21 protein-coding genes and 1 tRNA gene are annotated in these 25,342 nt (G+C 36.7%); 14 read left to right on the plus strand and 8 right to left on the minus strand.

What is annotated here, in order from left to right; genetic code table 11:
* Nucleotides 1-46 precede the first annotated feature (46 nt).
* The 4 genes from ABVM52_RS12860 to ABVM52_RS12875 are packed head-to-tail and all read left to right on the plus strand — an operon-like array spanning nt 47 to nt 5,019.
* On the plus strand, nt 47-961 hold the full coding sequence (locus ABVM52_RS12860) for a TRAP transporter substrate-binding protein (RefSeq protein WP_405381111.1): 915 nt from the start codon (nt 47-49) through the stop codon (nt 959-961).
* On the plus strand, nt 961-1,434 hold the full coding sequence (locus tag ABVM52_RS12865) for a TRAP transporter small permease (RefSeq protein ID WP_405381113.1): 474 nt from the start codon (nt 961-963) through the stop codon (nt 1,432-1,434). Before ABVM52_RS12860 ends, ABVM52_RS12865 begins: the two co-directional genes overlap by 1 nt.
* Nucleotides 1,435-2,745 carry a TRAP transporter large permease gene (locus tag ABVM52_RS12870; RefSeq protein WP_405381115.1) on the plus strand — a complete coding sequence of 437 codons (1,311 nt, stop codon included), beginning with the start codon at nt 1,435-1,437 and terminating at the stop codon, nt 2,743-2,745.
* Nucleotides 2,746-2,784: 39 nt separating this feature from the next.
* Entirely contained in the window at nt 2,785-5,019 is a 2,235-nt protein-coding gene (locus tag ABVM52_RS12875; RefSeq protein ID WP_405381117.1) for a c-type cytochrome, read from the plus strand.
* Between the two features lie 95 nt (nt 5,020-5,114).
* Here the strand turns inward: ABVM52_RS12875 and ABVM52_RS12880 are convergent.
* Nucleotides 5,115-5,188, minus strand: a tRNA-Arg gene (locus tag ABVM52_RS12880).
* Nucleotides 5,189-5,263: 75 nt separating this feature from the next.
* On the opposite strand from ABVM52_RS12880, the gene ABVM52_RS12885 reads away from it, so the two are divergent.
* Nucleotides 5,264-5,776 (plus strand): adenine phosphoribosyltransferase, encoded by a 513-nt coding sequence (locus tag ABVM52_RS12885; RefSeq protein ID WP_405381119.1) that lies wholly within the window; start codon nt 5,264-5,266, stop codon nt 5,774-5,776.
* Here the strand turns inward: ABVM52_RS12885 and ABVM52_RS12890 are convergent.
* The 3 genes from ABVM52_RS12890 to ABVM52_RS12900 all read right to left on the minus strand — a co-directional run bounded on the left by ABVM52_RS12890 (nt 5,773) and on the right by ABVM52_RS12900 (nt 8,260).
* Nucleotides 5,773-5,925, minus strand: coding sequence for an SsrA-binding protein (locus ABVM52_RS12890; protein ID WP_405381121.1), 153 nt, complete (start codon nt 5,923-5,925; stop codon nt 5,773-5,775). The genes ABVM52_RS12885 and ABVM52_RS12890 overlap by 4 nt on opposite strands.
* A gap of 505 nt (nt 5,926-6,430) precedes the next feature.
* Nucleotides 6,431-7,825, minus strand: coding sequence for a M56 family metallopeptidase (locus tag ABVM52_RS12895; protein WP_405381123.1), 1,395 nt, complete (start codon nt 7,823-7,825; stop codon nt 6,431-6,433).
* A gap of 75 nt (nt 7,826-7,900) precedes the next feature.
* A complete protein-coding gene (locus ABVM52_RS12900; RefSeq protein ID WP_405381125.1) occupies nt 7,901-8,260 on the minus strand; it encodes a BlaI/MecI/CopY family transcriptional regulator in 360 nt (119 codons plus the stop codon).
* 148 nt (nt 8,261-8,408) lie between these two features.
* Between ABVM52_RS12900 and ABVM52_RS12905 the strand changes: the two genes are divergently transcribed.
* A complete protein-coding gene (locus tag ABVM52_RS12905; RefSeq protein WP_405381127.1) occupies nt 8,409-9,350 on the plus strand; it encodes a calcium/sodium antiporter in 942 nt (313 codons plus the stop codon).
* On the plus strand, nt 9,347-10,984 hold the full coding sequence (locus ABVM52_RS12910; RefSeq protein WP_405381129.1) for a carboxypeptidase-like regulatory domain-containing protein: 1,638 nt from the start codon (nt 9,347-9,349) through the stop codon (nt 10,982-10,984). The genes ABVM52_RS12905 and ABVM52_RS12910 overlap by 4 nt, the downstream gene beginning before the upstream one ends.
* A gap of 54 nt (nt 10,985-11,038) precedes the next feature.
* On the opposite strand, the gene ABVM52_RS12915 is transcribed toward ABVM52_RS12910, so the two are convergent.
* Nucleotides 11,039-12,055: a glutamine synthetase beta-grasp domain-containing protein gene (locus ABVM52_RS12915; RefSeq protein WP_405381131.1), complete on the minus strand. Its 1,017-nt coding sequence runs from the start codon at nt 12,053-12,055 to the stop codon at nt 11,039-11,041.
* A 192-nt stretch (nt 12,056-12,247) separates the two neighbouring features.
* Here ABVM52_RS12915 and ABVM52_RS12920 point away from each other — a divergent pair, with 192 nt between their 5' ends.
* The 6 genes from ABVM52_RS12920 (at nt 12,248) to pyrF (ending at nt 19,280) form a co-directional block, all read left to right on the plus strand.
* Nucleotides 12,248-14,434, plus strand: coding sequence for a glutamine synthetase III (locus ABVM52_RS12920; RefSeq protein ID WP_405381133.1), 2,187 nt, complete (start codon nt 12,248-12,250; stop codon nt 14,432-14,434).
* An 89-nt stretch (nt 14,435-14,523) separates the two neighbouring features.
* Nucleotides 14,524-15,702 (plus strand): AIR synthase related protein, encoded by a 1,179-nt coding sequence (locus ABVM52_RS12925; RefSeq protein ID WP_405381135.1) that lies wholly within the window; start codon nt 14,524-14,526, stop codon nt 15,700-15,702.
* A gap of 51 nt (nt 15,703-15,753) precedes the next feature.
* Nucleotides 15,754-16,197 carry a Rieske 2Fe-2S domain-containing protein gene (locus tag ABVM52_RS12930; RefSeq protein ID WP_405381137.1) on the plus strand — a complete coding sequence of 148 codons (444 nt, stop codon included), beginning with the start codon at nt 15,754-15,756 and terminating at the stop codon, nt 16,195-16,197.
* Nucleotides 16,198-16,281: 84 nt separating this feature from the next.
* The gene (locus ABVM52_RS12935; RefSeq protein WP_405381139.1) at nt 16,282-17,268 is read left to right on the plus strand and encodes an FAD:protein FMN transferase; all 987 of its coding nucleotides are present in this window, start codon (nt 16,282-16,284) and stop codon (nt 17,266-17,268) included.
* 110 nt (nt 17,269-17,378) lie between these two features.
* Nucleotides 17,379-18,455 carry a peptide chain release factor 1 gene (gene prfA / locus ABVM52_RS12940; RefSeq protein WP_405381141.1) on the plus strand — a complete coding sequence of 359 codons (1,077 nt, stop codon included), beginning with the start codon at nt 17,379-17,381 and terminating at the stop codon, nt 18,453-18,455.
* A gap of 3 nt (nt 18,456-18,458) precedes the next feature.
* Nucleotides 18,459-19,280: an orotidine-5'-phosphate decarboxylase gene (pyrF, locus tag ABVM52_RS12945; RefSeq protein ID WP_405381143.1), complete on the plus strand. Its 822-nt coding sequence runs from the start codon at nt 18,459-18,461 to the stop codon at nt 19,278-19,280.
* On the opposite strand, the gene ABVM52_RS12950 is transcribed toward pyrF, so the two are convergent.
* Nucleotides 19,272-19,463, minus strand: a complete 192-nt coding sequence (locus ABVM52_RS12950) for a hypothetical protein (RefSeq protein ID WP_405381145.1) — start codon at nt 19,461-19,463, stop codon at nt 19,272-19,274. The genes pyrF and ABVM52_RS12950 overlap by 9 nt on opposite strands.
* Before the next feature lie 223 nt (nt 19,464-19,686).
* On the opposite strand from ABVM52_RS12950, the gene ABVM52_RS12955 reads away from it, so the two are divergent.
* A complete protein-coding gene (locus ABVM52_RS12955; RefSeq protein WP_405381147.1) occupies nt 19,687-20,463 on the plus strand; it encodes an alpha/beta fold hydrolase in 777 nt (258 codons plus the stop codon).
* An 83-nt stretch (nt 20,464-20,546) separates the two neighbouring features.
* Here ABVM52_RS12955 and ABVM52_RS12960 read toward each other — a convergent pair whose 3' ends face one another.
* Entirely contained in the window at nt 20,547-21,977 is a 1,431-nt protein-coding gene (locus ABVM52_RS12960) for a SusD/RagB family nutrient-binding outer membrane lipoprotein (RefSeq protein WP_405381149.1), read from the minus strand.
* 11 nt (nt 21,978-21,988) lie between these two features.
* Complete coding sequence (locus tag ABVM52_RS12965; RefSeq protein ID WP_405381151.1) at nt 21,989-25,210, minus strand: SusC/RagA family TonB-linked outer membrane protein; 3,222 nt, start codon at nt 25,208-25,210, stop codon at nt 21,989-21,991.
* Nucleotides 25,211-25,342 lie beyond the last annotated feature (132 nt).

Here is a 25,342-nt window from a genome sequence, read left to right on the forward strand (position 1 = left end):
TGCTCTGGCACTTATTTGCAGTTTGTTCGTTTTTAATTCCTGCGTTATGGATTCTGATAAGAAAACGCTCTTCTTTGCACACTCTTTGCCTACAACACACCCGGTACACAAAGGAATTCTTGCTATGAAAGCATCCTTGGAAAAAAAATCTAACGGAAAACTGGAAGTAAAAATATTCCCCGATGGCCAATTGGGTACGGAGCGTGAAGTTTTGGAATTGTTGCAAATAGGAAGTATTGCCATGACCAAGGTTAGTGCGGCATCCATGTCCAATTTTGCACCGGCATACCAAGTAACCAGTATACCGTATCTGTTCAGGGATAGGGAGCACCTGTTTAACGTATTGGAAGGGGAGGTTGGCAAAGATTTGCTGGAAAGTAGTTCTGCCTACCTATTAAGAGGGCTTTGTTTTTATGATGCTGGTGCCAGGAGTTTTTATGCAAAAAAGAAATCGGTAAAAACCCCAAGTGATCTAGATGGCATGAAAATCAGGACTATGAACGACGAGATGTCGGTAAATATGGTCAATACCTTAGGAGGGTCGGCAACACCAATGGCCTACGGTGAACTATATACCGCCCTACAACAAAATGTAGTGGATGGGGCAGAGAACAATATACCTTCTTTTGTAACCTCTAACCATTATGAGGTTTGTAAATATTACACCTTTGATGAGCATACCATGGTGCCTGATGTTGTGGTAATTGGCACTAAGTTTTGGAATACCCTCAATGAACAAGAACAACAATGGCTTCAAGATGCGGCCAATGAAAGTGTTGAAAAACAAAAACAGTATTGGCAAGAGACCGTTGCGGAAAACATGGAGGTATTAAAAGAAGCTAATGTGGAATTTCTATACCCTGATAAATCAAAATTTTCAACAAAAGCTTCAGGTGTAATGGAGAGGATGATGAAAGATGAAAAAATGAAAACAGTAATTGAGAAAATTCTGGCCCAATAATGCAAAAAGTATATAATATTCTAAATTCATGTATTGAATACCTCTTGGTAACCATATTTGGTCTCTTGGTCATTGATGTTGTCTGGCAGGTGGTTTCACGTTATGTAGTTGGACAATCTAGCTCCTTTACAGAGGAATTTGCACGTTTTTCTTTAATATGGTTAACGGTATTGGGTGCTGCATATATCAACGGACAAAAAGAAGGACATTTATCCATGGATTTTCTACTGTCTAAATTAACCGGGGAAAAAAGAAAGAAACGGCAAAAGGTCATACAGATCTGTATGGCGGTTTTTGCGCTTATCATTATGGTGATAGGTGGGGGTAACTTGGTATATACCACCTTAAGCCTTGGTCAAACATCATCCGCGTTACATATACCACTGGGGTATGTTTATGCAATTGTGCCACTTTGCGGCTTGATCATTATTTTCTTTTCTATCTACAATATTAAAAAGCAAAATTTTTTATAGATGAGTATTGAACTTATTAGTGTATTGGTATTGTTTATAAGCTTTGCAGGATTGCTGGCCTACGGTGTTCCGGTAGCATATTCCATTGGTATATCTACTATGCTGGTATTATTGATCAATATCTCATTTTTGCCATCGGTAACCACGGCAAGCCAACGTATGACTACGGGCATTGATAATTTTGCCCTACTTGCCATTCCATTTTTTATTTTGGCGGGTGAGCTTATGAATAGAGGTGGCGTGGCCAAAAGGCTTATTGATTTTGCAAAGTCTTTGATTGGTAGTTTGCCGGGTGGTCTGGCGTATGTCAATATTATTTCAGCCATGCTTTTCGGTGCCATTTCTGGTTCTGCAATTGCTGCGGCATCTGCAATAGGAAGCACCTTGACAGATAAAATGGAAAGTGAGGGGTATCCTAGAGAGTTCAGTGCGGCGGTTAATATTAGTTCTTCCACAACAGGGTTATTGATTCCTCCTAGTAATGTACTTATAATCTTTGCACTTGCAAGTGGCGGTACAGCTTCGGTTGCCGCATTGTTTATTGCGGGTTACATTCCTGGTATTTTGGTGGGGTTGGCCATAATGCTAATGGTATACATCTATGCTAAACGTAAAGGATTGCCCAAAGCTGATCGGGTTGGTTTTAAAAAGTTGTTTACGGATTTTAAAAATGCCTTTCTAAGTCTTACGTTGTTGTTCATTGTGGTTGGGGGTATCGTTGCCGGTATTTTTACAGCTACGGAGGCTGCGGCCATCGCCGTAGTTTATGCTGCATTGCTAGGCTTTTGGAACAAAGAATTAAAAGTTGGCGATTTTAAATCCATTTTATTGAAAAGTGCAAGGACAACGGCTATTGTTATGTTTTTAATAGCGACTTCCATGGCCATGTCCTGGTTATTCTCTTTTGAAGGTATACCACAAATGTTAACGAGCTTATTGGTAGATTCCGTCAGTAATCCTATTGCTGTATTCTTACTTATCAACCTCATATTATTAATTGTAGGAACATTTATGGATATGACACCTGCGGTGCTCATTTTTACACCCATTTTTTTACCTGTTGCCATGGCTTTAGGTATGCATCCTGTACAATTTGGTATGGTTATAGTATTAAATCTTTGTATAGGGGTATGTACGCCTCCAGTAGGCACCTTACTATTTGTAGGTAGTGGTGTGGCAAAAGTACCGGTAGCCAAAGTCATTAAACCTTTAATTCCTTTATTGATAGCCATGGTAATCGTTTTGATGCTGATTACTTATTTTCCTTCTATTTCCTTATGGCTGCCAAGGGCATTTGAACTTATTGATTAATAAACCTATTATTCATTTAACTTAATCATATTTTATTGCATGCGCATATTTGTTTTCCCCCTGATCGTATTTTGTTTGGCAATATTTTCGTGTAAAAATAGCTTTTCTGAAACCGAAGTTTCCTTGGATGATTATAACATAGAAGATGGCTTTAACCTTAAAGTGGTAGCTGCAGAACCCTTACTTAAAGCACCTGTTGCAATAGATTTTGATGCTAAAGGTAGAATTTGGGTAGCACAAATGCCCGGTTATATGAGTGATATGCAAGGGTCCAGAGAGGATGAGCCAATTGGTAGTATTCGTATTCTAGAGGATTTAGATGAGGATGGTGTTGCCGATCACACCAAGATATTTATGGATAGTATTGTAATGCCAAGGGCATTGGCCCATGTTTATGGAGGTTTACTATATGCTGTTCCACCAAATTTATGGTTTGTCGAGATTGAAAACGATAAACCGGTGAACAAGGTTTTGGTAGATTCTATCTATGCGGTAGAGGGTAATCCTGAACATCAACCAAACGCTTTGGAATTGAATATTGATAATTGGATCTATAATGCAAAATCCAATTTTAGATATCGAAGACATAAGGGAGTATGGCAAAAGGAGCCCACAACTTTTAGGGGGCAGTGGGGTATGAGCCATGATAATTTTGGAAGATTGTATTATAATGATAATTCAAGAATTTTACTGGGAGATTATGTGCTGCCAAATACCTTGATCAATAATTCATATTTTACTCCCAGGGCTAGTGTAGACAAGCTGTTGACCAATGACCAGCGCGTTTATCCCAGTCATGCCACATCCGTTAACAGAGGTTATGCAAATGGTGTGTTAAATGCCGATAGTGTTCTGGTTAATGCTACTGCCGCCTGTAGTCCATTGGTTTATAGAGGTGGGGCCTTTCCTAGTTCCTTTGATGAAAATGTATTTGTCTGTATTCCGGAAGGAAATCTAATTAAGCGTACTTTACTTAATTTTACAGGTGATTCCGTAATCGCAAAACACGCTTGGGAAAACAAAGAATTTTTAACCTCTACGGATGAAGGATTTCGACCGGTAAGCATTAAAAATGGCCCGGATGGTAGTATGTATGTAGTAGATATGCACAGGGGTATGATAGGGCATCATGCCTATTTAAGTCCGTACCTTAAAGAAAAGACAAAAACTACACGTATAGATACCATAGTAGATTTTGGGCGTATCTTTAAAATTAAACATGATAACGCTCCTACCACAAAAATATCTGATTTCAATGCTCTGAACGGTACTGAATTGGTATCACTTTTATCTCATGAAAATGGCTATATAAGAGACCGGGCACAACATTATTTAATCTTTAAGGAACTTACCCAAGTAGCCAATGGGGTCAAAGATATTGCGCTAAATTCAACGGATAAATTAGGCCAATTGCATGCGTTATATGTTTTGGAAGGATGGAGCGCCCTAACATTTGATTTGTTGCTTAAGGTTATGGAGAGTGCGCATCCAGAAGTGGTAGCCCATGCCTTGGTGCTATCCAAGAAATTTGTTGCAGAGGAGCAAGCTGATAGTGCTGCAGCTATTTTTAATAAAATTGCCTCTGAAGAAAATATGACATTGGATATTTATTTGAGCCATATTTTAGGTTTATGGCTTGCATTGGACGAGGATAAATTTGCACCTATATTTTTGGATATTCTGAAAAAAAGAAAAGATAATGAAACGGTTACTGAGTCTTTGATCAGTGGCCTGTCTAATGTAGACTCGCTAATTTATGCCAAAACAAAGGATATGGACTCAATAAAAGAATCGGTATTCATGAAAAAACTGGAAAAGAGTTTAGAGAATAAACGAAACCAAAAGAAGAACGCGATCTTTACAAGAAAGACCATCAATGAGGATAACAGGACCAGTGGCGCAAAAATGTTCTATCAAATTTGTGCATCATGCCATGGTGCCAATGGCCAAGGTATAGACGGACTTGCACCCCCACTAATGGGTTCTGAGCATGTGGAGAACGTAGAACGTTTGGCCTTAATAATATTACATGGCCTTGAAGGACCCGTGCACGTTAAGGGTGTGGAATATAATTTGAATTTGGCAATGCCGGGCCTTATACGAAATGAATCTATTACTGATAAGGATATTGCAGATATCATATCTTATGTTTCCAATGCCTTCTCCGATCACCCAAAGAGTTTACGTCAAAAAAGAATAGGTGAACTAAGAGAGGTGAAGTCCTCAACAGGTATGGAGTTTACAGAGGAAGAATTAAAAGCCTTGGATAAGTAAAATTTGATGTAAAAGAGGTGGTAGAAAACATCTTTTCATGAGAAACGTAATAAAAAAAGCAAGCTATAAACTATAGCTTGCTTTTTATTTGGTAGTGACCTCGACAGGATTCAAACCTGTAACCTTCTGAGCCGTAATCAGATGCGCTATTCAGTTGCGCCACGAGGCCATTTTTTATTTCCCTTAACGGGGTGCAAATATATTTCTTTTTACATTTACCACAAAATTAAGAACAGGTTATTAAATGGATTTAAGAAGCTTAATCAGAGATATTCACAATTTTCCAAAGGAAGGAGTAGTTTTTAAGGATATAACCTTGTTGTTACAGGACCCCATTGCTCTAAAACATACAACTGATGCTCTAGTGCATTTATTAGAGGGTTATGAAATTGATAAGGTGGTTGGTATGGAAAGTAGGGGATTTATATTTGGACCATTGCTTGCCAATAAACTTAATGCTGGTTTTGTTCCAATTCGTAAACCGGGTAAATTACCTGCAGAAACCATAGGAGAGACCTATGATCTTGAATATGGTACAGATACATTGGAAATTCATTTGGATGCCATTAAAAAAGGTGACCGTGTCTTAGTTCATGATGACGTACTTGCCACTGGTGGCACTGCTAACGCTGCCTGTAAATTAGTTGAGAAACTTGGAGGGGAAATTGTACAATGTAATTTTTTAATTGAGCTTGCTTTCTTAAATGGTAAGGAAAAAATCAGCGATTACCCGGTTAAATCCTTATTTACATACTAGTCTAGCGCATTGGTGGTTACATAATAACGCCAACCAATTATTGCCAATTGAATTTTACTGGCCTTTGAAAGGTCTAATCGCTTACTGGTATAGGATGGCAAAAGTGCTTTATTCAACTTTGCCAAAAATTTAAATAGGGCTTTTTTCAACTTTACGCATTTTATCAAAAATACATAAAATTAGAGTGGCTTTTTTAACGCTCTCTTTTGTATTTCAATATTTGGTAGGGCTACCAAAAACCGAATGTCGTTACAATACTTAAAATCAATAGAATTAAAAATTTGATGACTGCGATCATGGTTGTTTGTTGTAAGATTCAATAATCTGGTTTCTAGTCTTCTAAAGATATTATAGTGTTGGTTTTGCAACAAGGTAAATCTGTTAAATTATTGTTATTGAATGCGTATTTGTAAGTATAAAGATGGTTTACATTTCAATTTATAACATGTGGTCTACATTAATGTTATAATTGTTTATCCAATTATAGTACTTATATAAATTATGTAACAAATGAAGTCTTGTTTTTGTGACTTGCTTGGTTTTATAGGCAAAATTTGACTTTAAATGGGACAAATAGCCCATATTGATCATAAAAAAAAGTCCGGAGGCATTTTTTTTGCTCCGGACGAATGTAGTCTGCTACTAATACTTTAGTTATTTTTTGGTAGTTATCTCAACAACACCATTCCGTGCGCTTTTTCCGTATTTTGTTATTGCGGCCTCTCCCTTAATTACGTTCATTTTTTCAATGTTAGATGGGTCTAATTCGTTTAAGGTTTTATGATTACTTTTTTCACCATCAATATAAATCAAGGGTTCTTTGTCATCATCAATATATATGAATGTATTGCTTTCTTCTTCGCTGATTTCTATATCATGGTCACTATTGAGTTTTGATGACATTTCCATTTTTTTGGTTGGACTAGTCCGTACTTTGAGCATTTTTTTATCTGCCTTTCCGTTTCTTATAGTGATATGATTGGTGCTCTTGTCAATACTAATATATGTGGGGTCAATAGTGTCATTATCAGACACCGAATTAAAAGAACTGCTGACCTCACCATTCTTTTTGTTTCCCCCCGTAACTTGTAGCGAGATACTTTTTATATGACCGTCATCGTTGCGGACCACGGTATAGGAGAAATCAAATTGTTCTTTTTGTAATTCTTTCTTGATTTTCAGCAGTTGCTCATCGGTAGTATTTTTATCTATTAAAATTTCAATAGTATTTAAGGGTGCGGTCTTGACATTTGAATCTGAAAATATATATACTTCCTTGGTATTGAAACTGACCAGGAAAAAGGCTAAAAGTGGTACAATAAGTAAGCTTTTTAATACTTTAAGTTTGTGAGATTGTTTTTGATTGATCATAACTATTCGTTTTTTGATTAATGAATTAAAAAATGGATTAACAATTGATAAATTATAATTGCTACAAGCCTGTTGTAACAATATATATTGATAGGCTTTTTTATTATTTTTTACTTCGGTGTTTTCCGTATCTGCCAAATATTCAAGATTCTGTTTTATAGCTATTCGGTATAACCATATAAAAGGGTTAAACCATTGTAATGCCAATACTATTTCCGTAACAAGAATATCTAAGGAATGAAATTGTTTGGCATGAACTAACTCATGGGCTATGATAGCCTCCAATTCATTCTGATTATGTTTGGCCGGATTATAGACAATCTTATTAAAAAAAGAAAATGGAAGAACCTGATCATGGGTTTGTATATGAATCGTTTCATTATTGGATTGCTTACGCCCACCTTTTAGGATGCTTTGTAATTGTAAAAGTTGTTTTAAAAATTTTATTAAAAAAAAGATTGCGCCTAGAGTGTAAATAACAACAAATAAAGATGAAGCGTTCCAATACCCTTCTAAAGAAACTGCTGTGATTTCTTTGAAAACACCGTTATTTTGTGAGAAGGAGGCAAGGGGTACTAAAATATCCTTGGTTAAATAAAATGATGGTAACAGTATAGCGGTGATAAGTCCGCCAAATAAGAAATATCTGTTAAAGCGGAAAAAGGTTTCTTTTCTCAATTGTAGTTGGTAGATTATGTAGAAAAGAAAAATTAATAAACCCGATTTTAAAATATAAAAACAAATTGCTTCCATCTATTTACCTTTTTCAATTAAGTTAATGATTTCTTTTAGCTCATCTACAGATATTTTTTCTTCCATGGCAAAAAAAGAGACTAAGTTTTTATATGAATTGTCAAAATAACCTACCATATCTTCGTTTACATGTGTTTTGTAATAACTCTCCTTTGTAATTATAGGAAAGTATTCATGTGTTTTTCCATAGGCGGTAAAACCTACAAAACCCTTTTCCTCTAAATTTCTTACGATGGTAGAGAGAGTATTGTAGTGGGGTTTGTTATGCGTAATTTCTTCCATAATCTCCTTGACAAACCCTTTTTTTAATCGCCATAGGATTTTCATTATTTCCTCTTCTTTGTTCGTCAATTTTTCCATACTCGTAATTTCTTAAGGCTAATATAAACTGTTTTTATAGTTCTAAAACTATATTTATAGTTATTTAACGAAATTTTTAGTTTTCATTACCTGTCAATAATCATATGCCCGCAAAAATGTTCTATCTATATTTGTTGAAATTCATTACATGCAAGACTTTTTATTTATTGTTGGCGGACTAGCTTTATTGATAGCAGGTGGAAACTGGCTGTTAAAAGCTGCGGTAGATTTATCATTGAAACTTAGGATTCCTAAAATAGTAATAGGCATGACGGTAGTATCTTTTGCTACCTCTGCTCCAGAACTTATAGTAAGTATTAATGCTGCTTTAGATGGTTTTCCAGATTTGGCCTTAGGAAATGTGGTGGGTTCAAATATTGCTAATTTAGGACTGGTACTTGCCATTACTATATTATTGAGCCCTATAGAGGTTAGTAAAAGTTTTTATAAAACAGACTGGCCGGTTATGATGATTGCATCTTTGCTTTTTTTCTACTTTATATATTTTGACGGAGTCCTTCAGCAATCTGAAGGTATTATTATGGTAGTCTTCCTTTTTCTTTTCTTGGTGTATTTGTTACGATTTCAGAAGCCAGCGGTGGTAGATCCAGAAGATGAACCTGATATTATGATGCCCACCTATAAAACGGCATTATTTTTAGGTTTAGGGGGTACGGCGCTATGGGGAGGTTCTGAGCTGTTAATAAACGGTGCGGTAGGTCTTGCTACTTTATTTGGAGTCAGTGAACGTGTAATTGCAATAACTATTGTTTCGGTAGGTACTAGTATTCCTGAGTTAGCGGCTTCTATAATTGCTATTTTAAAGAAAGAAAAAGCAATCTCATTAGGAAACTTAATAGGATCCAATATTTTTAACCTTTTAGCGGTTTTGGGTATTACTTCTATCATTACATCAATAACCGTTATGGATAATGGTCTTTTAACAAATGATATCTTTTGGATGCTCGGTGTTTCTTTTCTTATTCTACCATTGGTCTTTATTCCTAAAGGATTAAGACTAGGTTGGAGAGATGGTATAATTCTTGTGGGAATTTACGTAGCTTTTATCTATGTAACCATCTCAAAATGAATGTAAGACCAAATACTGCAGTTCTAAATTTAATTGTATTTCTTTTCGTAGCCACTCAATTGACAACTATTGGTATGGCACAAGAGCAAGATTTTATATATGGGCAATTGTTAGATGACACTCAAAATGAACCTGTGCCTTTTGCGAGTATTAGGATTAAGGATAAGGCATTAGGCGTTATTTCTAATATTGACGGGACATTTAAAATACCTATTGCCTATAAAACCTTAGGAGAAGTTATTGAGATTTCATGTATGGGTTTTGAGACAAAGGAAATTTTAATTGATGGTTTTCTTGAAGGTCAAGCCAACATTATCATTCTTACCCCAAGTTCCTTTGAACTATCGGAAGCGGTAGTTTCCGCAAAAGTTAAAAAAATAAATGCAAGAGATATTGTGAGATATGCTATAGATAATATTCCGCAAAACTATTCATTGGAACAATTTGGTCTTGTAGGTTATTATAGGGATTATCAAATTGAAAATGAAACCTATACAAACATGAATGAGGCCATTATTAAAATATTTGATGCAGGTTTTGCTTCAAAAGATAACTTTGATAATGAATACCAACTAATTACCTATAAAAAAAATCTTGAGTTCAAAATAGATTCATTTACCAAGCAGCCTTATGATTATGAAAAACATAATAAGATAATACCCAGTGCAAAAATGGAAAATTCAGGTGGTAATGAATTCATTACACTTAATATTCATGATGCAATTAGAAATAATAAAATAAAAACATATTCTTTTATTAATGATATGTCAGTTGATTTTGTGGAAAATCATCGTTTTGTGTTAAAAGGGAAAACCAATTTTAAGAATGAAACAATTTATGAAATAGAATGCTTTTATCGCAATACTGATTATTACTCAGAAGGAAAAATCTTTATCAGTGCTACTGATTTTGCAATACATAAATTGGATTATGCACTTTTTAAGCGTAAAAAACCAGGTGAATTAGATACCGCAATCAATGCAGAAGAAAGATACTCTGACGGATTCAATAAAACGAAAAGAGAATTGATTTACCATATTATAACTGAATACTCTAAGGGAGAAAAAGATAAAATGTATTTGAACTATATTTCTTTTTATAATAAAATTCTAGTGCAAAAGCCTGCAGAGTTCAATTCAAAATTCGTTTTAGATTTAGATTCAAGAAGATTTATGGTTCACTTGAATAGAATGCCAAAACATGTAGAAAAGATTAAGAAAAGTGATTTTAAAATAGAATATAAAGATAAATCATTGCCGATTATTAGAATTCGTTTTTTTGAGGATATAAGAACATTTAAAATAACTCCTCATTTCATAAAAAAGGAAACTGGCCCAATTTTAAATTATTTGTTTACAGAAAACGATAGACTTGAAGTTTCGGACTTAACTTATAGTTATGGTAATATAAGGGATAGTCTAGGTAATAAATTGGATGAGAAAAAGTATGAATACCTACATCAATATAGAGAATTTTTCACCCAAGATATATTTCCTAATCTCTCAGTTAGTATTTCAAAAGATAGTTTAATGCTAAAAGATGCACCATTGGATAGCAAGCTGCAGCCTATATGTACGTCTTGCAAAACGGCTAATTATTGGATGAATACCCCATTGAAAAAAATTAGTAATTAAAAAAACGCCCTGGATTAATCCAAGGCGTTTTAGTATAAAAACTATTAAGGTATTTTAAACTTTAGCAGATTTAACCGTGTTAACGATAACACCTGCAATTTTGTACGGGTCACCGTTAGAAGCTGGTCTTCTATCTTCTAACCATCCTTTCCAACCACTTTCTACTGTTGCAATAGGAATACGTATAGAAGCACCTCTGTCAGATATACCATAGCTGAAATCTGTAATAGCGGCAGTTTCATGATCACCTGTTAAACGTTGATCGTTAAATTCACCATAAACGGCTATGTGTTCTTTAACAACTGGTCTAAATGCCTCACATATTTTTTCATATGTTGCTTGGTCTCCACAAGTTCTTAGCGTACTGTTAGAGAAGTTTGCGTGCATACCAGAACCGTTCCAGTCCATATCCTTACCTAACGGTTTTGGGTGGTACTCAATATAGTATCCATAAGATTCGGTAAGTCTGTCCAATAAGTAACGTGCTACCCATAATTCGTCACCGGCCAATTTGGCACCTTTGGCGAATAATTGAAACTCCCATTGTCCGCAAGCAACTTCTTGGTTAATACCTTCAAAGTTAAGTCCGGCAGCAATACAAAGATCAGCGTGCTCTTCTACAATGTGTCTTCCGTGTGTATTCTTACCGCCAACGGAGCAGTAGTACATTCCTTGTGGAGCAGGATAACCACCTCTTGGGAAACCTAAAGGTAATTCTGTAGCTGTGTCCATAATGAAGTATTCTTGCTCAAAACCGAACCAGAAGTCATTATCATCATCATCAATAGTCGCTCTTCCGTTAGATTCGTGTGGAGTACCGTCTGCATTAAGTACTTCGGTCATTACCAAATACCCGTCTTTTCTAGCTGGGTCAGGGAAAATAGCAACAGGTTTAAGCAAACAGTCAGAAGAACCACCTTCAGCTTGTCTAGTTGAACTTCCGTCAAAAGACCACATTGGACAGTCTTCTAATTTACCACCAAAGTCATTAACCACTTTGGTCTTGCTTCTCATGTTTTGGGTTGGAAAATATCCATCTAACCAGATGTATTCTAATTTTGTTTTGCTCATAATTGTGATCGTTATAATTTTTTAAAATAAAAGACAAACAAAAATATGTTTTTTATCATTTCCCACATATTTTTAAGGGGGTTATTCTTTAAAAATTAAATAAACCGTTTTATACCCCCATAATTTATCGGGTATTTTGCCATATTTATATTTTAAGAACGTAATTTTGCCATATTAATAATGTATTTACGTATGAAATCATCAAGATTTGACGCAATAGCCAATAGCCAACATAGAAATAGCATCGCAATTAAGGAAGAAGGTAGACGCTCAGAATTATTTGGGATCAATGTCTTTAACGAGCATAAAATGCTTCAATATTTAACCAAGGATGCCTTAGAAAGTTTAAAGGATGCCATGGTCTCGGGTTCAAAGATCGATCGTAAAATTGCGGATCAAGTGGCAGAGGCTATTAAAGGTTGGGCCATTTCTATGGGGGCAACCCATTACACCCATTGGTTTCAACCCCTAACAGGCTCAACGGCAGAAAAACATGATGCTTTTTTTGATTTGATGCCAGATGGTACGGCATTGGAAAAATTTGGTGGCGGACAATTGGTACAACAAGAACCCGATGCATCCAGTTTTCCTAGTGGTGGAATACGAAATACGTTTGAGGCAAGAGGGTATACGGCATGGGACCCTTCATCGCCAGCGTTCATTTATGGCACAACCTTATGTATTCCTACAATATTTGTTTCCTATACGGGAGAAGCCTTGGATAACAAAGCACCTTTATTACGGGCGTTAGGTGCCGTTGATGAAGCTGCTACGGCCGTAGCTAAATATTTTGATAAGAATGTCACCAAGGTCAACGCTACTTTGGGTTGGGAACAGGAATATTTTTTAATTGACAAGGCGCTAGCTCATTCTAGACCGGATATTATGATGACCGGTCGTACTTTGGTGGGCGAAACACCGGCCAAAGGGCAACAGTTAGACGATCATTATTTTGGGGTCATCCCCGGTAGGGTGCTTAGCTTTATGAGCGACCTTGAAAAGGAATGTACTAAACTTGGTATTCCGGTAAAGACCAGACATAATGAAGTTGCGCCAAATCAATTTGAATTGGCACCGGTTTTTGAAGAAGCCAATCTTGCCATTGACCATAATCTTTTATTGATGGATGTTATGGATAAAATGGCGGATAAACATCAATTTACCGTGTTGTTCCATGAAAAGCCATTTGCGGGCATTAACGGGTCCGGTAAGCATAATAATTGGTCCTTGGCTACAGATACAGGGGTAAACCTTTTAAGTCCGGGGTCTACACCAATGAAGAACCTGCAATTTCTTACCTTTTTTATCAATACTATTAAAGCGGTAGATACCTATGAAGAGCTTTTACGGTCTTCTATAGCATCTGCAAGTAATGATTATCGCTTGGGCGCCAATGAAGCGCCGCCCGCTATTTTTTCCATTTTTGTAGGTAAACAATTAAGTAGCGTTCTTGATGAATTGGAAGGGGTGTCCAAAGGTAAATTGTCGCCAGAGGAAAAAACGGAGTTGAAACTGAACGTAGTAGGTAAAATTCCTGAAATTTTAATGGACAATACAGACCGTAACCGTACTTCACCATTTGCGTTTACCGGTAATAAGTTTGAAATGCGCGGGGTGGGTTCCAAGACCAATTGTGCCAAACCAATGACTATTTTAAATACCATTGTGGCCAAGCAATTAAAAGATTTCAAAAAAGAGGTCGATGCGCTGATCGATAAAAAATCGCTTAAGAAAGATGAGGCCGTTTTCAATATATTAAGGGAATACATTAAAACATCAAAAAGAATCCGTTTTGATGGTGACGGTTATAGTAAGGATTGGGAAAACGAGGCCAAGCGAAGAAAATTGAGCCATAATAGAAATACACCAGAAGCACTAGAGGTGCTTACCTCCAAAGAGAGTATACAGTTGTTTGAATCAATGAAGGTCATGAGCGAGGTGGAAGTTCGCGCAAGGCAAGAAGTAGATTTGGAAAACTATATCATGCATACCCAAATAGAGGGTAGGGTCTACAATGAACTGGTGTATGGTTTTATTATTCCAGCAGCCATTGCGTATCAGAACAACCTAATAAAAAATGTTGCTGGACTTAAGGAAATTTATGGCGCTGCTCATAAGAAGTATTCAGAAGGGCAATTAACAATGATAGAGGAGATAGCGGAACATGTAGTAAGCTTAAAGAAAATGGTAGATGCCATGACAGATGCCCGTAAAAAAGCCAATGTTTTAAAGGATACCAAGAAAAAAGCAGCGGCCTATTGCAATAACGTTAAACCATACTTTGCAGATATTAGGGTGCATAGTGATAAGTTGGAGAAATTTATGGATGACCAAATTTGGCCCTTAACAAAATACAGGGAGCTGTTGAATCTAAAATAAGTAGAACAAACAAACATTCTAGATAATATTACATAAGATGGGGTGCGTCAATTTTAATGTTTCCCTTATTTTTGCGTCAAAATATAACTATGTCCACATCAAACAGCGAAAGATATCAGCAACGGGGAGTTTCTGCTTCTAAAGAAGATGTACACAATGCCATAAAAAATATTGATAAAGGTCTTTTTCCAAAGGCCTTTTGTAAAATAGTGCCAGATTATCTTACGGGCAATGAAGACTATTGTTTGGTCATGCATGCAGATGGTGCCGGTACCAAATCATCTTTGGCATACATGTACTGGAAAGAGACCGGGGATATTTCTGTGTGGAAAGGTATTGCCCAAGATGCTTTGATCATGAATATAGATGATCTTATCTGTGTTGGTGCAACCGATAATATTATGTTGTCCTCTACCATTGGTAGAAACAAGAATAAAATACCTGGAGAAGTATTATCCGCAATAATAAATGGAACGGAAGAATTAATAAGCGATCTGGGTGAATTTGGAATTACCATACACTCCACCGGCGGTGAAACTGCAGATGTAGGTGATTTGGTCCGTACCATTATCGTTGACTCCACCGTAACCGCTAGAATTAAACGAAGTGATGTCATAGATAACGCTAATATTAAAGCAGGTGATGTTATTGTTGGGCTAGCTTCTTTTGGTAAGGCCAACTATGAAAAAGAATATAATGGTGGTATGGGGAGTAACGGACTTACCTCTGCCCGTCATGATGTTTTTTCAAATTACTTAGCGGAGAAATTCCCTGAAAGTTTTGATGCCGAAGTTCCCAGTGATCTGGTCTATAGCGGAAAAGTAAAATTGACAGACAAGGTCAAGGATGCACCGCTAGATGCAGGTAAATTGGTACTCTCCCCAACAAGAACCTATGCACCCATCGTTAAAAAGATTCTAGCCAAATATAAGGCCAAGGATATACATGGTATGGTACATTGTAGCGGTGGGGCGCAGACCAAAATCCTTCATTTTATAGATAATCTGCACATAGTTAAGGACAATTTATTTGAAGTTCCGCCCTTGTTTAAACTTATTCAAGAACAATCTGGAACAGATTGGAAAGAAATGTATAAAGTATTCAATTGCGGTCATAGGTTGGAATTTTATGTGCCTGAAGAAATAGCTCAGGAAATTATTGAAATAGCTAAAGATTTTGGGGTAGATGCACAGATTGTAGGTAGGGTAGAGGCATCGGATTCCAAAAAATTGACCATTTCAGGAAGTAATGGAACCTTTGTATATTAATACATACGATTAATGTAAAAATATCGTTCTATAGTATAAACCTATTTTGCTATGGAACGAAAACAATTTTTAAGAACCTTAGGGGCGGGGGCAGCTTTTGCCATTACTTTTCCTTGTTTGGGCGGTTGTTCTAAGGACAGTGGAACAGAAGGGAATATAGTAACCCCTCCTAACAATATAGATTTTACCATTGATCTAAACTCTACGGAAGGTCAAAAATTGGCCAATGATGGTGATTTTATTCTCAAAAATCTAGTGGTCGTCGTTAAAAATTTAGAAGGCAATTTTGTGGCGGCAACTCAAATTTGCAGTCATGAGCAATATGATCAAGTACGTTTTATAGATAAGGACGGAGGTATTTTTTATTGTGATGTGCACGGTTCTGAATTTAGCCAAACCGGTTCTCCATTGAACACTATACCTAACAGTACTGCTAAAGCCCTTAAAATTTATAATACATCGCTTGAGGGTTCAATATTAAGGGTGTATGAATAATTATTGTACCTGCGTAAAATAAAAAGACCATTTCAACTTAGATTATATTTACAATTAAATCATAGTGCATAATTTAGAATGTAAGTGAAGCATCTTTCCCCCATCATCTTCTTTTTAATGACTTTCTTTGCATTTGGCCAAGGGGAGCAGTTTATCACTGTAAAAAAATCGTTTACTGCAATGGGTAGTGACTTTGATATTACGGTCGTTTCATTGGAAGAGGAACTGGGTTACATCTATATTCAAGAGGCTTATGCCGAAATTCAAAGAATAGAAAAGTTAATCTCTTCATGGGATGAAAATTCAGAAACATCTAAAATCAACGCAAATGCCGGTATTAAGCCTGTAGCGGTTAGTTGGGAGCTTTTTAAATTAATTGAGCGTTCTATCCAAATCTCTGAACTTACCAATGGTGCATTTGATATATCTTATACGGCACTTGAAAATTTATGGAGGTTTGATGGTTCCATGACACAAATTCCCTCAAAAACTAAAATTAGGGAAACGGCCCTTAAGACAGGATATAAAAATATACAACTTAACAGTAAAGATCAAACCGTTTTCCTAACCAAAAAAGGAATGCGTATTTCCTTTGGGGGTATTGGCAAAGGTTATGCTGCAGATAAGGCCAAGGCTCTTTTGGTTTCAAAACAGGTGCAAGGTGGTATTATAAATGTGGGCGGGGATATTACCACATGGGGAACCAAGGCTACAGGTGAAAAATGGTTGATAGGAATCTTGAATCCAGAAGGTAAGGAAGGACTATTTTCTTGGCTACCTATTTTAGAATCATCAGTGGCTACTTCTGGGGGCAATGCGGATTATATGGTAGTAAACGGTAAAAAATATGCCCACGTTCTTGATCCAAGGACCGGTTATCCTTCTATGGGCATTCAAAGTGTATCGGTATTTGCAAAAAGTGCGGAGCTTTCAGACGCCCTGGCTACATCCATATTTGTAATGGGGGTCAATGCAGGCTTGGCCTTGATCAATCAGTTGGGAGATACCGAAGTGATCATTGTGGACGAGCATGATAAAATGTTCAAGAGCAATGGTATTATTTTAAACTAGTCCAATTTTTTCACCTTTGTTTTTTTATATTATTTTGACGCTAAGCGTACCCAAGCTTTTAGTGCGTCTGCAAAATTATCGTAAATTCGCAGCACAAGTGTAGTAAGATTATGATAGAAAAATTAAATATTGTTAAGCAGCGTTTTGATGAGGTTTCTGACCTTATCATTCAGCCAGATATTATTACGGACCAAGAGCGTTATGTAAAGCTTACCAAGGAATATAAGGACCTTAAGGATTTAATGGATAAGCGCAAGGAATATCTTGAGCTTACCAATAATATTTCCGAAGCAGAGGAAATAATTGCAGATGGGAGCGATCAGGAAATGTTGGAGATGGCAAAAATGCAGATGGATGAGGCCAAAGGTGCATTGCCTAAATTGGAGGAGGAAATAAAATTAATGTTGATTCCCAAAGATCCGGAAGATGCCAAGGATGTCGTTGTTGAGATCAGGGCAGGAACTGGAGGTGACGAAGCAAGTATTTTTGCAGGGGACCTTTTTCGTATGTATACCAAGTATTGTGAATCCAAAGGCTGGAAAACCAATGTAATTGACCTTAGCGAAGGTACTAGCGGTGGTTTTAAGGAAATTCAGTTTGAGGTCAATGGTACCGATGTGTACGGGACTTTGAAATTTGAAGCCGGGGTGCACCGTGTACAGCGTGTGCCACAGACAGAAACACAAGGAAGGGTTCATACCAGTGCCGCAACAGTCATGGTTTTACCTGAAGCGGAGGATTTTGATGTTCAAATAGACCCCAAGGACGTTCGTATTGATTTTTTCTGTTCTTCAGGTCCAGGAGGACAATCTGTAAACACCACATACTCTGCGGTAAGACTTACACATATTCCTACCGGTTTGGTGGCTCAGTGCCAAGACCAAAAATCACAGCACAAAAACAAGGATAAGGCCTTTAGGGTTTTACGATCCAGATTATATGATTTGGAATTGGCTAAAAAACAGGAAGAAGATGCTGCAAAACGTAATAGCCAAGTTAGTAGTGGAGACCGTAGTGCAAAGATTAGAACCTATAACTATCCGCAGGGTAGGGTTACCGATCACCGTATTGGTCTTACCTTATATGATTTGTCCAACATTATAGATGGAGACATCCAAAAGATTATCGATGAACTTAGCTTGGTAGAAAATACCGAGAAATTGAAGGAAGCCTCCGAGATTTTTTAAAATATGACAATTCAAGAACTGATTTCCCAAATTCATAAAAAGCAATCATTTTTATGCATAGGCCTTGATACCGATTTGGATAAAATACCAAAATTTCTATTAAAGGAAGAGGATCCTATTTTTGCATTCAATAAAGCTATCATAGATGCTACCCATCATCTTTGTGTAGCGTATAAGCCCAATATTGCCTTTTATGAAGCTTATGGGGTAGAAGGTTGGTCAGCCTTAAGAAAAACCATAGCCTACCTAAATGCTAATTATCCGGAGATTTTTACGATTGCAGATGCCAAACGTGGTGATATTGGCAATACATCTACCAGATATGCCAAAGCTTTCTTTGAAGACCTAAATTTTGATTCTATTACTATTGCCCCATATATGGGAAAGGATTCTGTAGAGCCATTCCTTGCTTTTAAAAATAGGCATACCATTTTATTGGCGCTAACTTCTAATGAAGGTGCTTTTGATTTCCAAACAAAGAAAATAAACGGTAAGGAATTTTATAAGGAAGTATTATCCGTCTCCACCACTTATAAAGGCTCGGAAAATTTAATGTATGTAGTAGGCGCCACGAAGGCATCTTATTTTAAGGAGATTAGGGAAATAGTGCCCAATAGCTTTTTGTTGGTGCCAGGGGTTGGTGCACAAGGTGGTAATCTACAAGAAGTTTGTGCCCATGGCATGACCAAGGATGTTGGCCTTTTAATTAACTCTTCGCGTGGAATAATTTATGCATCCGCAGAAAAGGATTTCGCAGATGCGGCCCGCCAAAAAGCAAGTGAATTACAGATTGACATGCAAGCAGAGCTCAACAGATTACACTAAATTCTCTAAAGTCTTTTTGATTTTTTGAGCTTTTTGTTCAAAAAAATCTCCGAATTGAGTATTTGTGGGCATGTTGGAGGCTTTGTCCAAAAAGTTCTGGTATTGATACTCCAATAAGGTGATCAGGTCTGCTTCCGCTGCAATAGGTTTTACCGTTCCTACTTTACAATATTGCTTTTCCATAAGGCTTATACGTTAGTTCTTTGCAAATATACGTTCAGAATGGCCTTTTGGATGTCGACTATAGGGGTCATACAACTAATTATCAGGTAATTTGTCTTTTTTTTAACATGAATACCTTTAAAACTTGAAAAATGACGGTAAAACAGCTAATTATGTATGATGCAGGATACAATTTAAAAAGTTAATTATATATTGGCTTAATGATTCTTTAATCTTATACCTTTTGCTTCACCATATTACATATAAACATTCTTCCTCACTGCATTGGGTAACCTTTGTTCATGGAGCAGGCGGTAGTTCATCTATATGGTACAAGCAAATTCGGGAGTTTAAAAAACACTTTAATGTTCTACTGTTAGATTTAAGGGGCCACGGAAATTCTAAGCCGGACTTAAAAAGTGTTTTTAACGATAAGTATACGTTTGATGTTATAACCAATGACATCGTTGAGGTCATCAATTTTCAAAATATAAAGAAATCGCACTTTGTAGGGATTTCATTGGGTACTATCCTTATCAGGAACTTAGCGGAAAAATATCCAGAACGGGTGGCCAGTATGGTTATGGGTGGTGCAATCATGAAATTGAACCTGCGCTCCCAGATATTAATGAAATTGGGGATAATTTTTAAATCTGTTGTGCCTTATTTATGGTTGTACAAATTTTTTGCCTTTGTAATTATGCCCAATAAAAATCATAAGGAGTCTAGATTATTATTTGTACGAGAAGCCAAAAAATTATACCAGAAAGAATTTATACGTTGGTTTAGGCTTACCTCGGAAATTAATCCCCTATTGCGGTTTTTTAGAACTGTGGATATTAAAATACCAACCTTATATGTTATGGGTGAAGAGGATTATCTGTTTTTGCCCAGCGTAAAAAAAATGACAACTATCCATAAAAATTCCGAGCTTTTGGTAGTTGAGAATTGTGGTCATGTGGTCAATGTAGAGCAACCTCATTTTTTTAATGAAAAAGTGGTTGCTTATTTAAAAAGGTAAAGATTTTCTTCTATACTTTTTCTGAAAAGAAAAAGACCGGTAAATACCGGCCTTTAACAATCAACTTAATTATAAATGAACTCCTAATTAACGTCCCAGAATAATGGTGTGGTCAATTGGTCACCACCAATAGCACTTGAAGCGGCATCATAATTTTCACCGTTTACAGCAGATTCCTTTACAGGATAAATCATCCTTAACGGAACTTCTTGCTGTGTTTGGTTGGATAATACCAATTCTGGCCAATCCAATCTTCGGTATTCTGTCCAGGCTTCAAATCCTCTGTTGAACAATGCGATCCACTTTTGTGTACCGATCTTTTGTTTATAATCTCCGGTAGCGGTATCATAGGCAACTTCTGGTTGTGCCAAATAAGTGTCTACTTCATCTTGCGTACCACCATAATATAGTATAGAGGCAGTAATACCTTCATTGTAAAATGCTTCAGCATCTCCAGAAATAAAACCTCTTTCTACTGCTTCTGCTTGAAAAAAGGCAACTTCTGCATAATCCATTATAGAACCAGGATAGCTTGGGTCCCCAACAATATCAAAATTTAAATGGGTGAAATTCGCATATGAATTATTGCCTCCAATAGGTCCACCAATATATGGGTCTTTATTATCGGCAAAATAATCATCTAACCTAGGGTCGTTCAATTCTACCAACATATCCAAGGAAGTTTTTCCTGCTATGTAATCTTCCCTTCTGTTCTCAGTTTCAAAAAGATTGTAAATAGGGTTGTTGTTCGCTGTAGGAGATGATTCATACTGAATAATGGTATTATCATCATTAGAAGTGAAAACACCGTCATTTACGGCTTCTTGCACTGTAGTGCTAGCCAATGTAGGATTTACATCAGCAATACGCATTCCCAATCTTAATTTAATGGAATTTGCCAATTTTCTCCAAGTAACGACATCACCTGAATAAAATATGTCGTTAGAGCCAAAAGACTCACCACCGTTAGCCAAAGCTGATTGTGCCGCTGAAATTCTAGAGATCAAATCTGTGTAAATTGTTTCTGCATCATCATATTTAGGAAACAAGTTATTGATATCCGCAGCTTCACTATAAGGAACATCGCCATTTAAATCTACTAGATGTTGAAATGTATAGACTTTAAGAGTTTCTATAATGGCCAATTGATTTCCTCTTGTAACAGCATCTAAAATCTCATCTTCCTCTATCAATGTTTGAGCAGAGTTAAGGTCATTGATGACATTGTTATAGTAAGTGGTCCAATATGCTTGAGATGGGTCCCTACCAATTATTAAGTAGTTAGATTCATCTATATAGGTGGCCTGTGCCCAATGTTGTGCCCAAAGTCTAAATACGTTAGATCCGCTTATGGTGGTTATCCTATCTGCCAAATTCTTTTCTGCATTGGCCACTAGAGTCTGTGGCGGAACTGCAGTTGGTAATTTGGGGTCATTATTATAGTCCGTAATATCTTCTGTGCAACTAGACAACAATATGCCTGCGGTCGCTAAAATTAAATATATATTCTTCATTGTTCTCTAATTTAAAATTCCAATTTAATGTTAAAACCATATTCCTTAACTGAAGGATACGCCCCAATCTGGAATCCCTGTAGATTACCTGCACCAAAACTTTGTTCAGGGTCTGCATAAGGAAGATCTTTGCTTATTATCCAAAGGTTTCTACCAACCGCAGTGAATGATACTGCCGTAAACGGAAGGGCATCAACAAATTTCTTTGGTAATGTATATCCTAAGGTTACCTCTCTTAATTTTACATATGAGGCATCATAAACAAACTGTGCATCTGGAGCGTTACCATATCTACCATATGGGTTTTCGTACGTTGTAAAATCTGCTCTTACCGTGTTTGGAGAACCATCTGCCTGTACACCTGGTAGAATAACACCACCAGAAGTATTGTCATTGGTTACAGGATCTCTTAGCGGATTGCCCAAATCGTTCAGACCGGCTGTTACGTCATAAATACCTGTAGCCATACCAAAATAAGTGTCACCACTAAATACGCTACCACCTTCTTGAATATCGATCAAGAAACTAAGGCTTATATCCTTATATTTAAAAGTATTGGTAAGTCCTGCTTTCCAATCTGGGTTAATATCTCCCAGAATTTCTTGGTTAGATTCTGTTTTGGCGTATTGGCCATCTTCTGTAATTACCTTTTCGCCGTTTAGGTAAACATAATCTGTTCCTTTAAGTGTTCCGTAAGCTTCTCCTTTAGCGGCATTTAAACTCACCCCAAAGAAGCTATTGACCAAAATATTTTGTGAATCTTGGAACAAGTTCAATACTTCACTCTTATAGGTAGAAAAGTTAATATCCGTTCTCCAAGAGAAATTAGGTAATTCTAAAGCAGAAAAATACAATTGGGTTTCTATACCCTTGTTTGAAACTTCTGCCGAGTTTACAACCGTATTTGTAAAACCTGTGGAAGGTGTAATTTCTACCGGTATAATGGCATCACTTGTAATTTGCTCATAAAGAGACAAGTCAAAACCTAACCTTCTGTTCCAGAAATTCATTTCTAGACCCAATTCCTTACTTGATGTACGTTCTTCCTTAAGGTTAGGATTATTGGATGTGCCCGGGTTTGAGTATAAAGTGGCACCACCAAAACCTGCAATTGGATTAAATGTATTTAAAAGTTGGTAGGATGTTGCACCGTTACCTACTTCTGCATAACCTGCACGTAATTTACCAAATGAGATGGCGTTACTGTCAAAAAGATTGGAGAATACAAAACTTGCGGAAACCGCTGGGTAGTAAAAAGAGTTTTGTCCTTCTGGTAAGGTAGAGAACGTATCGTTTCTCAAAGAACCTTCCAAAAATAACAGGTTGTCGTAATCTATACTTGCATTTGCAAATACGCCAAATACCCTAACATCTGCATCGTATTCAGAATTAGCATCAAATACAATTGGGTTTATTGAGTTTGAAAGGGCATAGATGCCTTCAAGGTTTAAACCGCCATTTGTTGTTGCTGTTACATAATTGTTCTTTGTCTGTCTATAGTTGGTACCTACAACTCCGGATATTCCAAATTTTTCAGAGATATCTCCATTGAAGTTTAAAAAGAAATCATAGTTGTATTCAGAGAAATTGATATTCTTTCTAGAATACTCTGGAGTATCTATACTTCCTATATTATTTCTTTCTTCCCTTAATTCCGCATAGGTATCTACGGTAGCCCTACCAAAGATTTCTAACCAAGGTAAAACATCATATGATATACTTCCGTAACCAAATAATCTATTTCTTTCATCCGTGTTATAGTTTTCATAACGGGTAAAATACGGGTTGTCCCAATATTTAGGTGCTAAACTAGATGGTCCTGACGGATTCCATGTAATATTCTGTCCTGTGGCAAAATAGGCATCCCTTTGATCTTTTAGATCTGTACTATTGGCCCACCATTGTCTAAAGTTGGTCATGATGTTTTCCGCGTCATAGCCTGTACCGTATCTTCCTAGTCCAGAGCTTTTGGTGTAAGTGGCCTTACCGGTTACCGTAACCTTTTCATTTAGGTCCATGGTTCCTACCAAATCAACATTGTGCCTACCTATTTCACTATTTGGTAAAATTCCTGTTTGGTCCAAACGCGTGTAGCTCATTCTTAAACTACCTGTTTCAAATCCTTGGCTAACTGCAACGTTCTGTGAACTGGTTACGCTATTCTGAAAGATATATTCTGGGCCGTTTTCAGCAGCTATCCATGGACTTTTTTGTAAGTAAGTATCTAATTGTGGATAGTAAGAATCCCATTGATACAGCATTAAATTAGGATCAAAACGCAATCCAAATGATCCGTCTTCACCAGTTGGCGGTGTAATGTCCTCTATACCGTCACCGTCAACATCTATAGAATCTATATAGCCGGCACCGTAGAATGGTCCATAACCTTGACCGTATTCTTGTTGAAATATTGGAAATGTGTCCTTATCATATTTACCAATATTTACAGAACTGGTAATTGATACACCAAGACCACTACCTCTTTTTCCTTTTTTGGTGTTGATGATAATAACACCATTTGCAGCCCTAGAACCGTATAAGGCCGTTGCTGCGGAACCTTTAAGTACGTTTATGCTTTCTATATCATCTGGGTTGATGTCGCTAGCGGCGTTACCATAATCATAGCCATCACCACCTTCTGACTGTGAGGTAGAGTTGTTCGTGTCATTGTTCAACGGTACACCATCTACTACAAAGAGTGCTTGGTTGTTTCCGGTAATGGAAGAATAACCACGTATAACTACGTTTGCAGAACCACCTAAGGTTGAACTTTTCTTAATATCCAATCCGGCAATTTTACCCGAAAGGGAGTTAACAAAGTTTTGGTCCTTTGCGGTATTAACTTGGTCTCCTTGAATTTCTTGGGTTGCATAACCCAATGATTTCTTTTCCCTTGAAATACCTAAAGCCGTTACAACAACTTCGTCAAGCGCTTGGGCATCTTCCTCTAGTACCACATTAATTACAGATGCCGTACCTACTTCTCTTGTTACAGTTTTTTGACCTAGATAACTGTATCTTAAATTTTGGCCCTTAGTTGCATTGATGCTATAATTACCATCAAAATCTGTTTGTACACCATTGGTTGTACCAACAATTAATACCGAAACTCCAGGTAAAGGAAGTCCGCCTTGATCTGTTACCGTACCTGTAATTGTCATGTCCTGGGCAAAGCCAAGCTGCACAACAAAAGCAAATACAAGCATTAAAAAACATCTTGTTTTAGTTCTCATAAGATTAATTTGAGTGTTAGTAAATAAGTAAGGTTTATTTTGGAGTGATAAAGAGCCGGCCATTTATTCTATGTGATAGCTAACTCAATAAAATGAAAATCAAAAACTATAATTTTTTTGATATTGACCGAC

It is taken from the genome of Maribacter sp. LLG6340-A2, assembly GCF_045057105.1.
In the GTDB taxonomy this organism is placed as follows: domain Bacteria; phylum Bacteroidota; class Bacteroidia; order Flavobacteriales; family Flavobacteriaceae; genus Maribacter.

What these genes read in the sequence shown, in the direction of transcription:
- ABVM52_RS12885 (WP_405381119.1), top strand. Translation starts at nt 5,264, where the DNA reads ATGGATTTAAGAAGCTTAATCAGAGATATTCACAATTTTCCAAAGGAA.
- ABVM52_RS12870 (WP_405381115.1), top strand. Translation starts at nt 1,435, where the DNA reads ATGAGTATTGAACTTATTAGTGTATTGGTATTGTTTATAAGCTTTGCA.
- ABVM52_RS12865 (WP_405381113.1), top strand. Translation starts at nt 961, where the DNA reads ATGCAAAAAGTATATAATATTCTAAATTCATGTATTGAATACCTCTTG.
- ABVM52_RS12930 (WP_405381137.1), top strand. Translation starts at nt 15,754, where the DNA reads ATGGAACGAAAACAATTTTTAAGAACCTTAGGGGCGGGGGCAGCTTTT.
- ABVM52_RS12875 (WP_405381117.1), top strand. Translation starts at nt 2,785, where the DNA reads ATGCGCATATTTGTTTTCCCCCTGATCGTATTTTGTTTGGCAATATTT.
- ABVM52_RS12900 (WP_405381125.1), bottom strand. Translation starts at nt 8,260, where the DNA reads ATGGAAAAATTGACGAACAAAGAAGAGGAAATAATGAAAATCCTATGG.
- ABVM52_RS12905 (WP_405381127.1), top strand. Translation starts at nt 8,409, where the DNA reads ATGCAAGACTTTTTATTTATTGTTGGCGGACTAGCTTTATTGATAGCA.
- ABVM52_RS12925 (WP_405381135.1), top strand. Translation starts at nt 14,524, where the DNA reads ATGTCCACATCAAACAGCGAAAGATATCAGCAACGGGGAGTTTCTGCT.
- prfA (WP_405381141.1), top strand. Translation starts at nt 17,379, where the DNA reads ATGATAGAAAAATTAAATATTGTTAAGCAGCGTTTTGATGAGGTTTCT.
- ABVM52_RS12950 (WP_405381145.1), bottom strand. Translation starts at nt 19,463, where the DNA reads ATGGAAAAGCAATATTGTAAAGTAGGAACGGTAAAACCTATTGCAGCG.
- pyrF (WP_405381143.1), top strand. Translation starts at nt 18,459, where the DNA reads ATGACAATTCAAGAACTGATTTCCCAAATTCATAAAAAGCAATCATTT.
- ABVM52_RS12860 (WP_405381111.1), top strand. Translation starts at nt 47, where the DNA reads ATGGATTCTGATAAGAAAACGCTCTTCTTTGCACACTCTTTGCCTACA.
- ABVM52_RS12960 (WP_405381149.1), bottom strand. Translation starts at nt 21,977, where the DNA reads ATGAAGAATATATATTTAATTTTAGCGACCGCAGGCATATTGTTGTCT.
- ABVM52_RS12910 (WP_405381129.1), top strand. Translation starts at nt 9,347, where the DNA reads ATGAATGTAAGACCAAATACTGCAGTTCTAAATTTAATTGTATTTCTT.
- ABVM52_RS12965 (WP_405381151.1), bottom strand. Translation starts at nt 25,210, where the DNA reads ATGAGAACTAAAACAAGATGTTTTTTAATGCTTGTATTTGCTTTTGTT.
- ABVM52_RS12915 (WP_405381131.1), bottom strand. Translation starts at nt 12,055, where the DNA reads ATGAGCAAAACAAAATTAGAATACATCTGGTTAGATGGATATTTTCCA.
- ABVM52_RS12920 (WP_405381133.1), top strand. Translation starts at nt 12,248, where the DNA reads ATGAAATCATCAAGATTTGACGCAATAGCCAATAGCCAACATAGAAAT.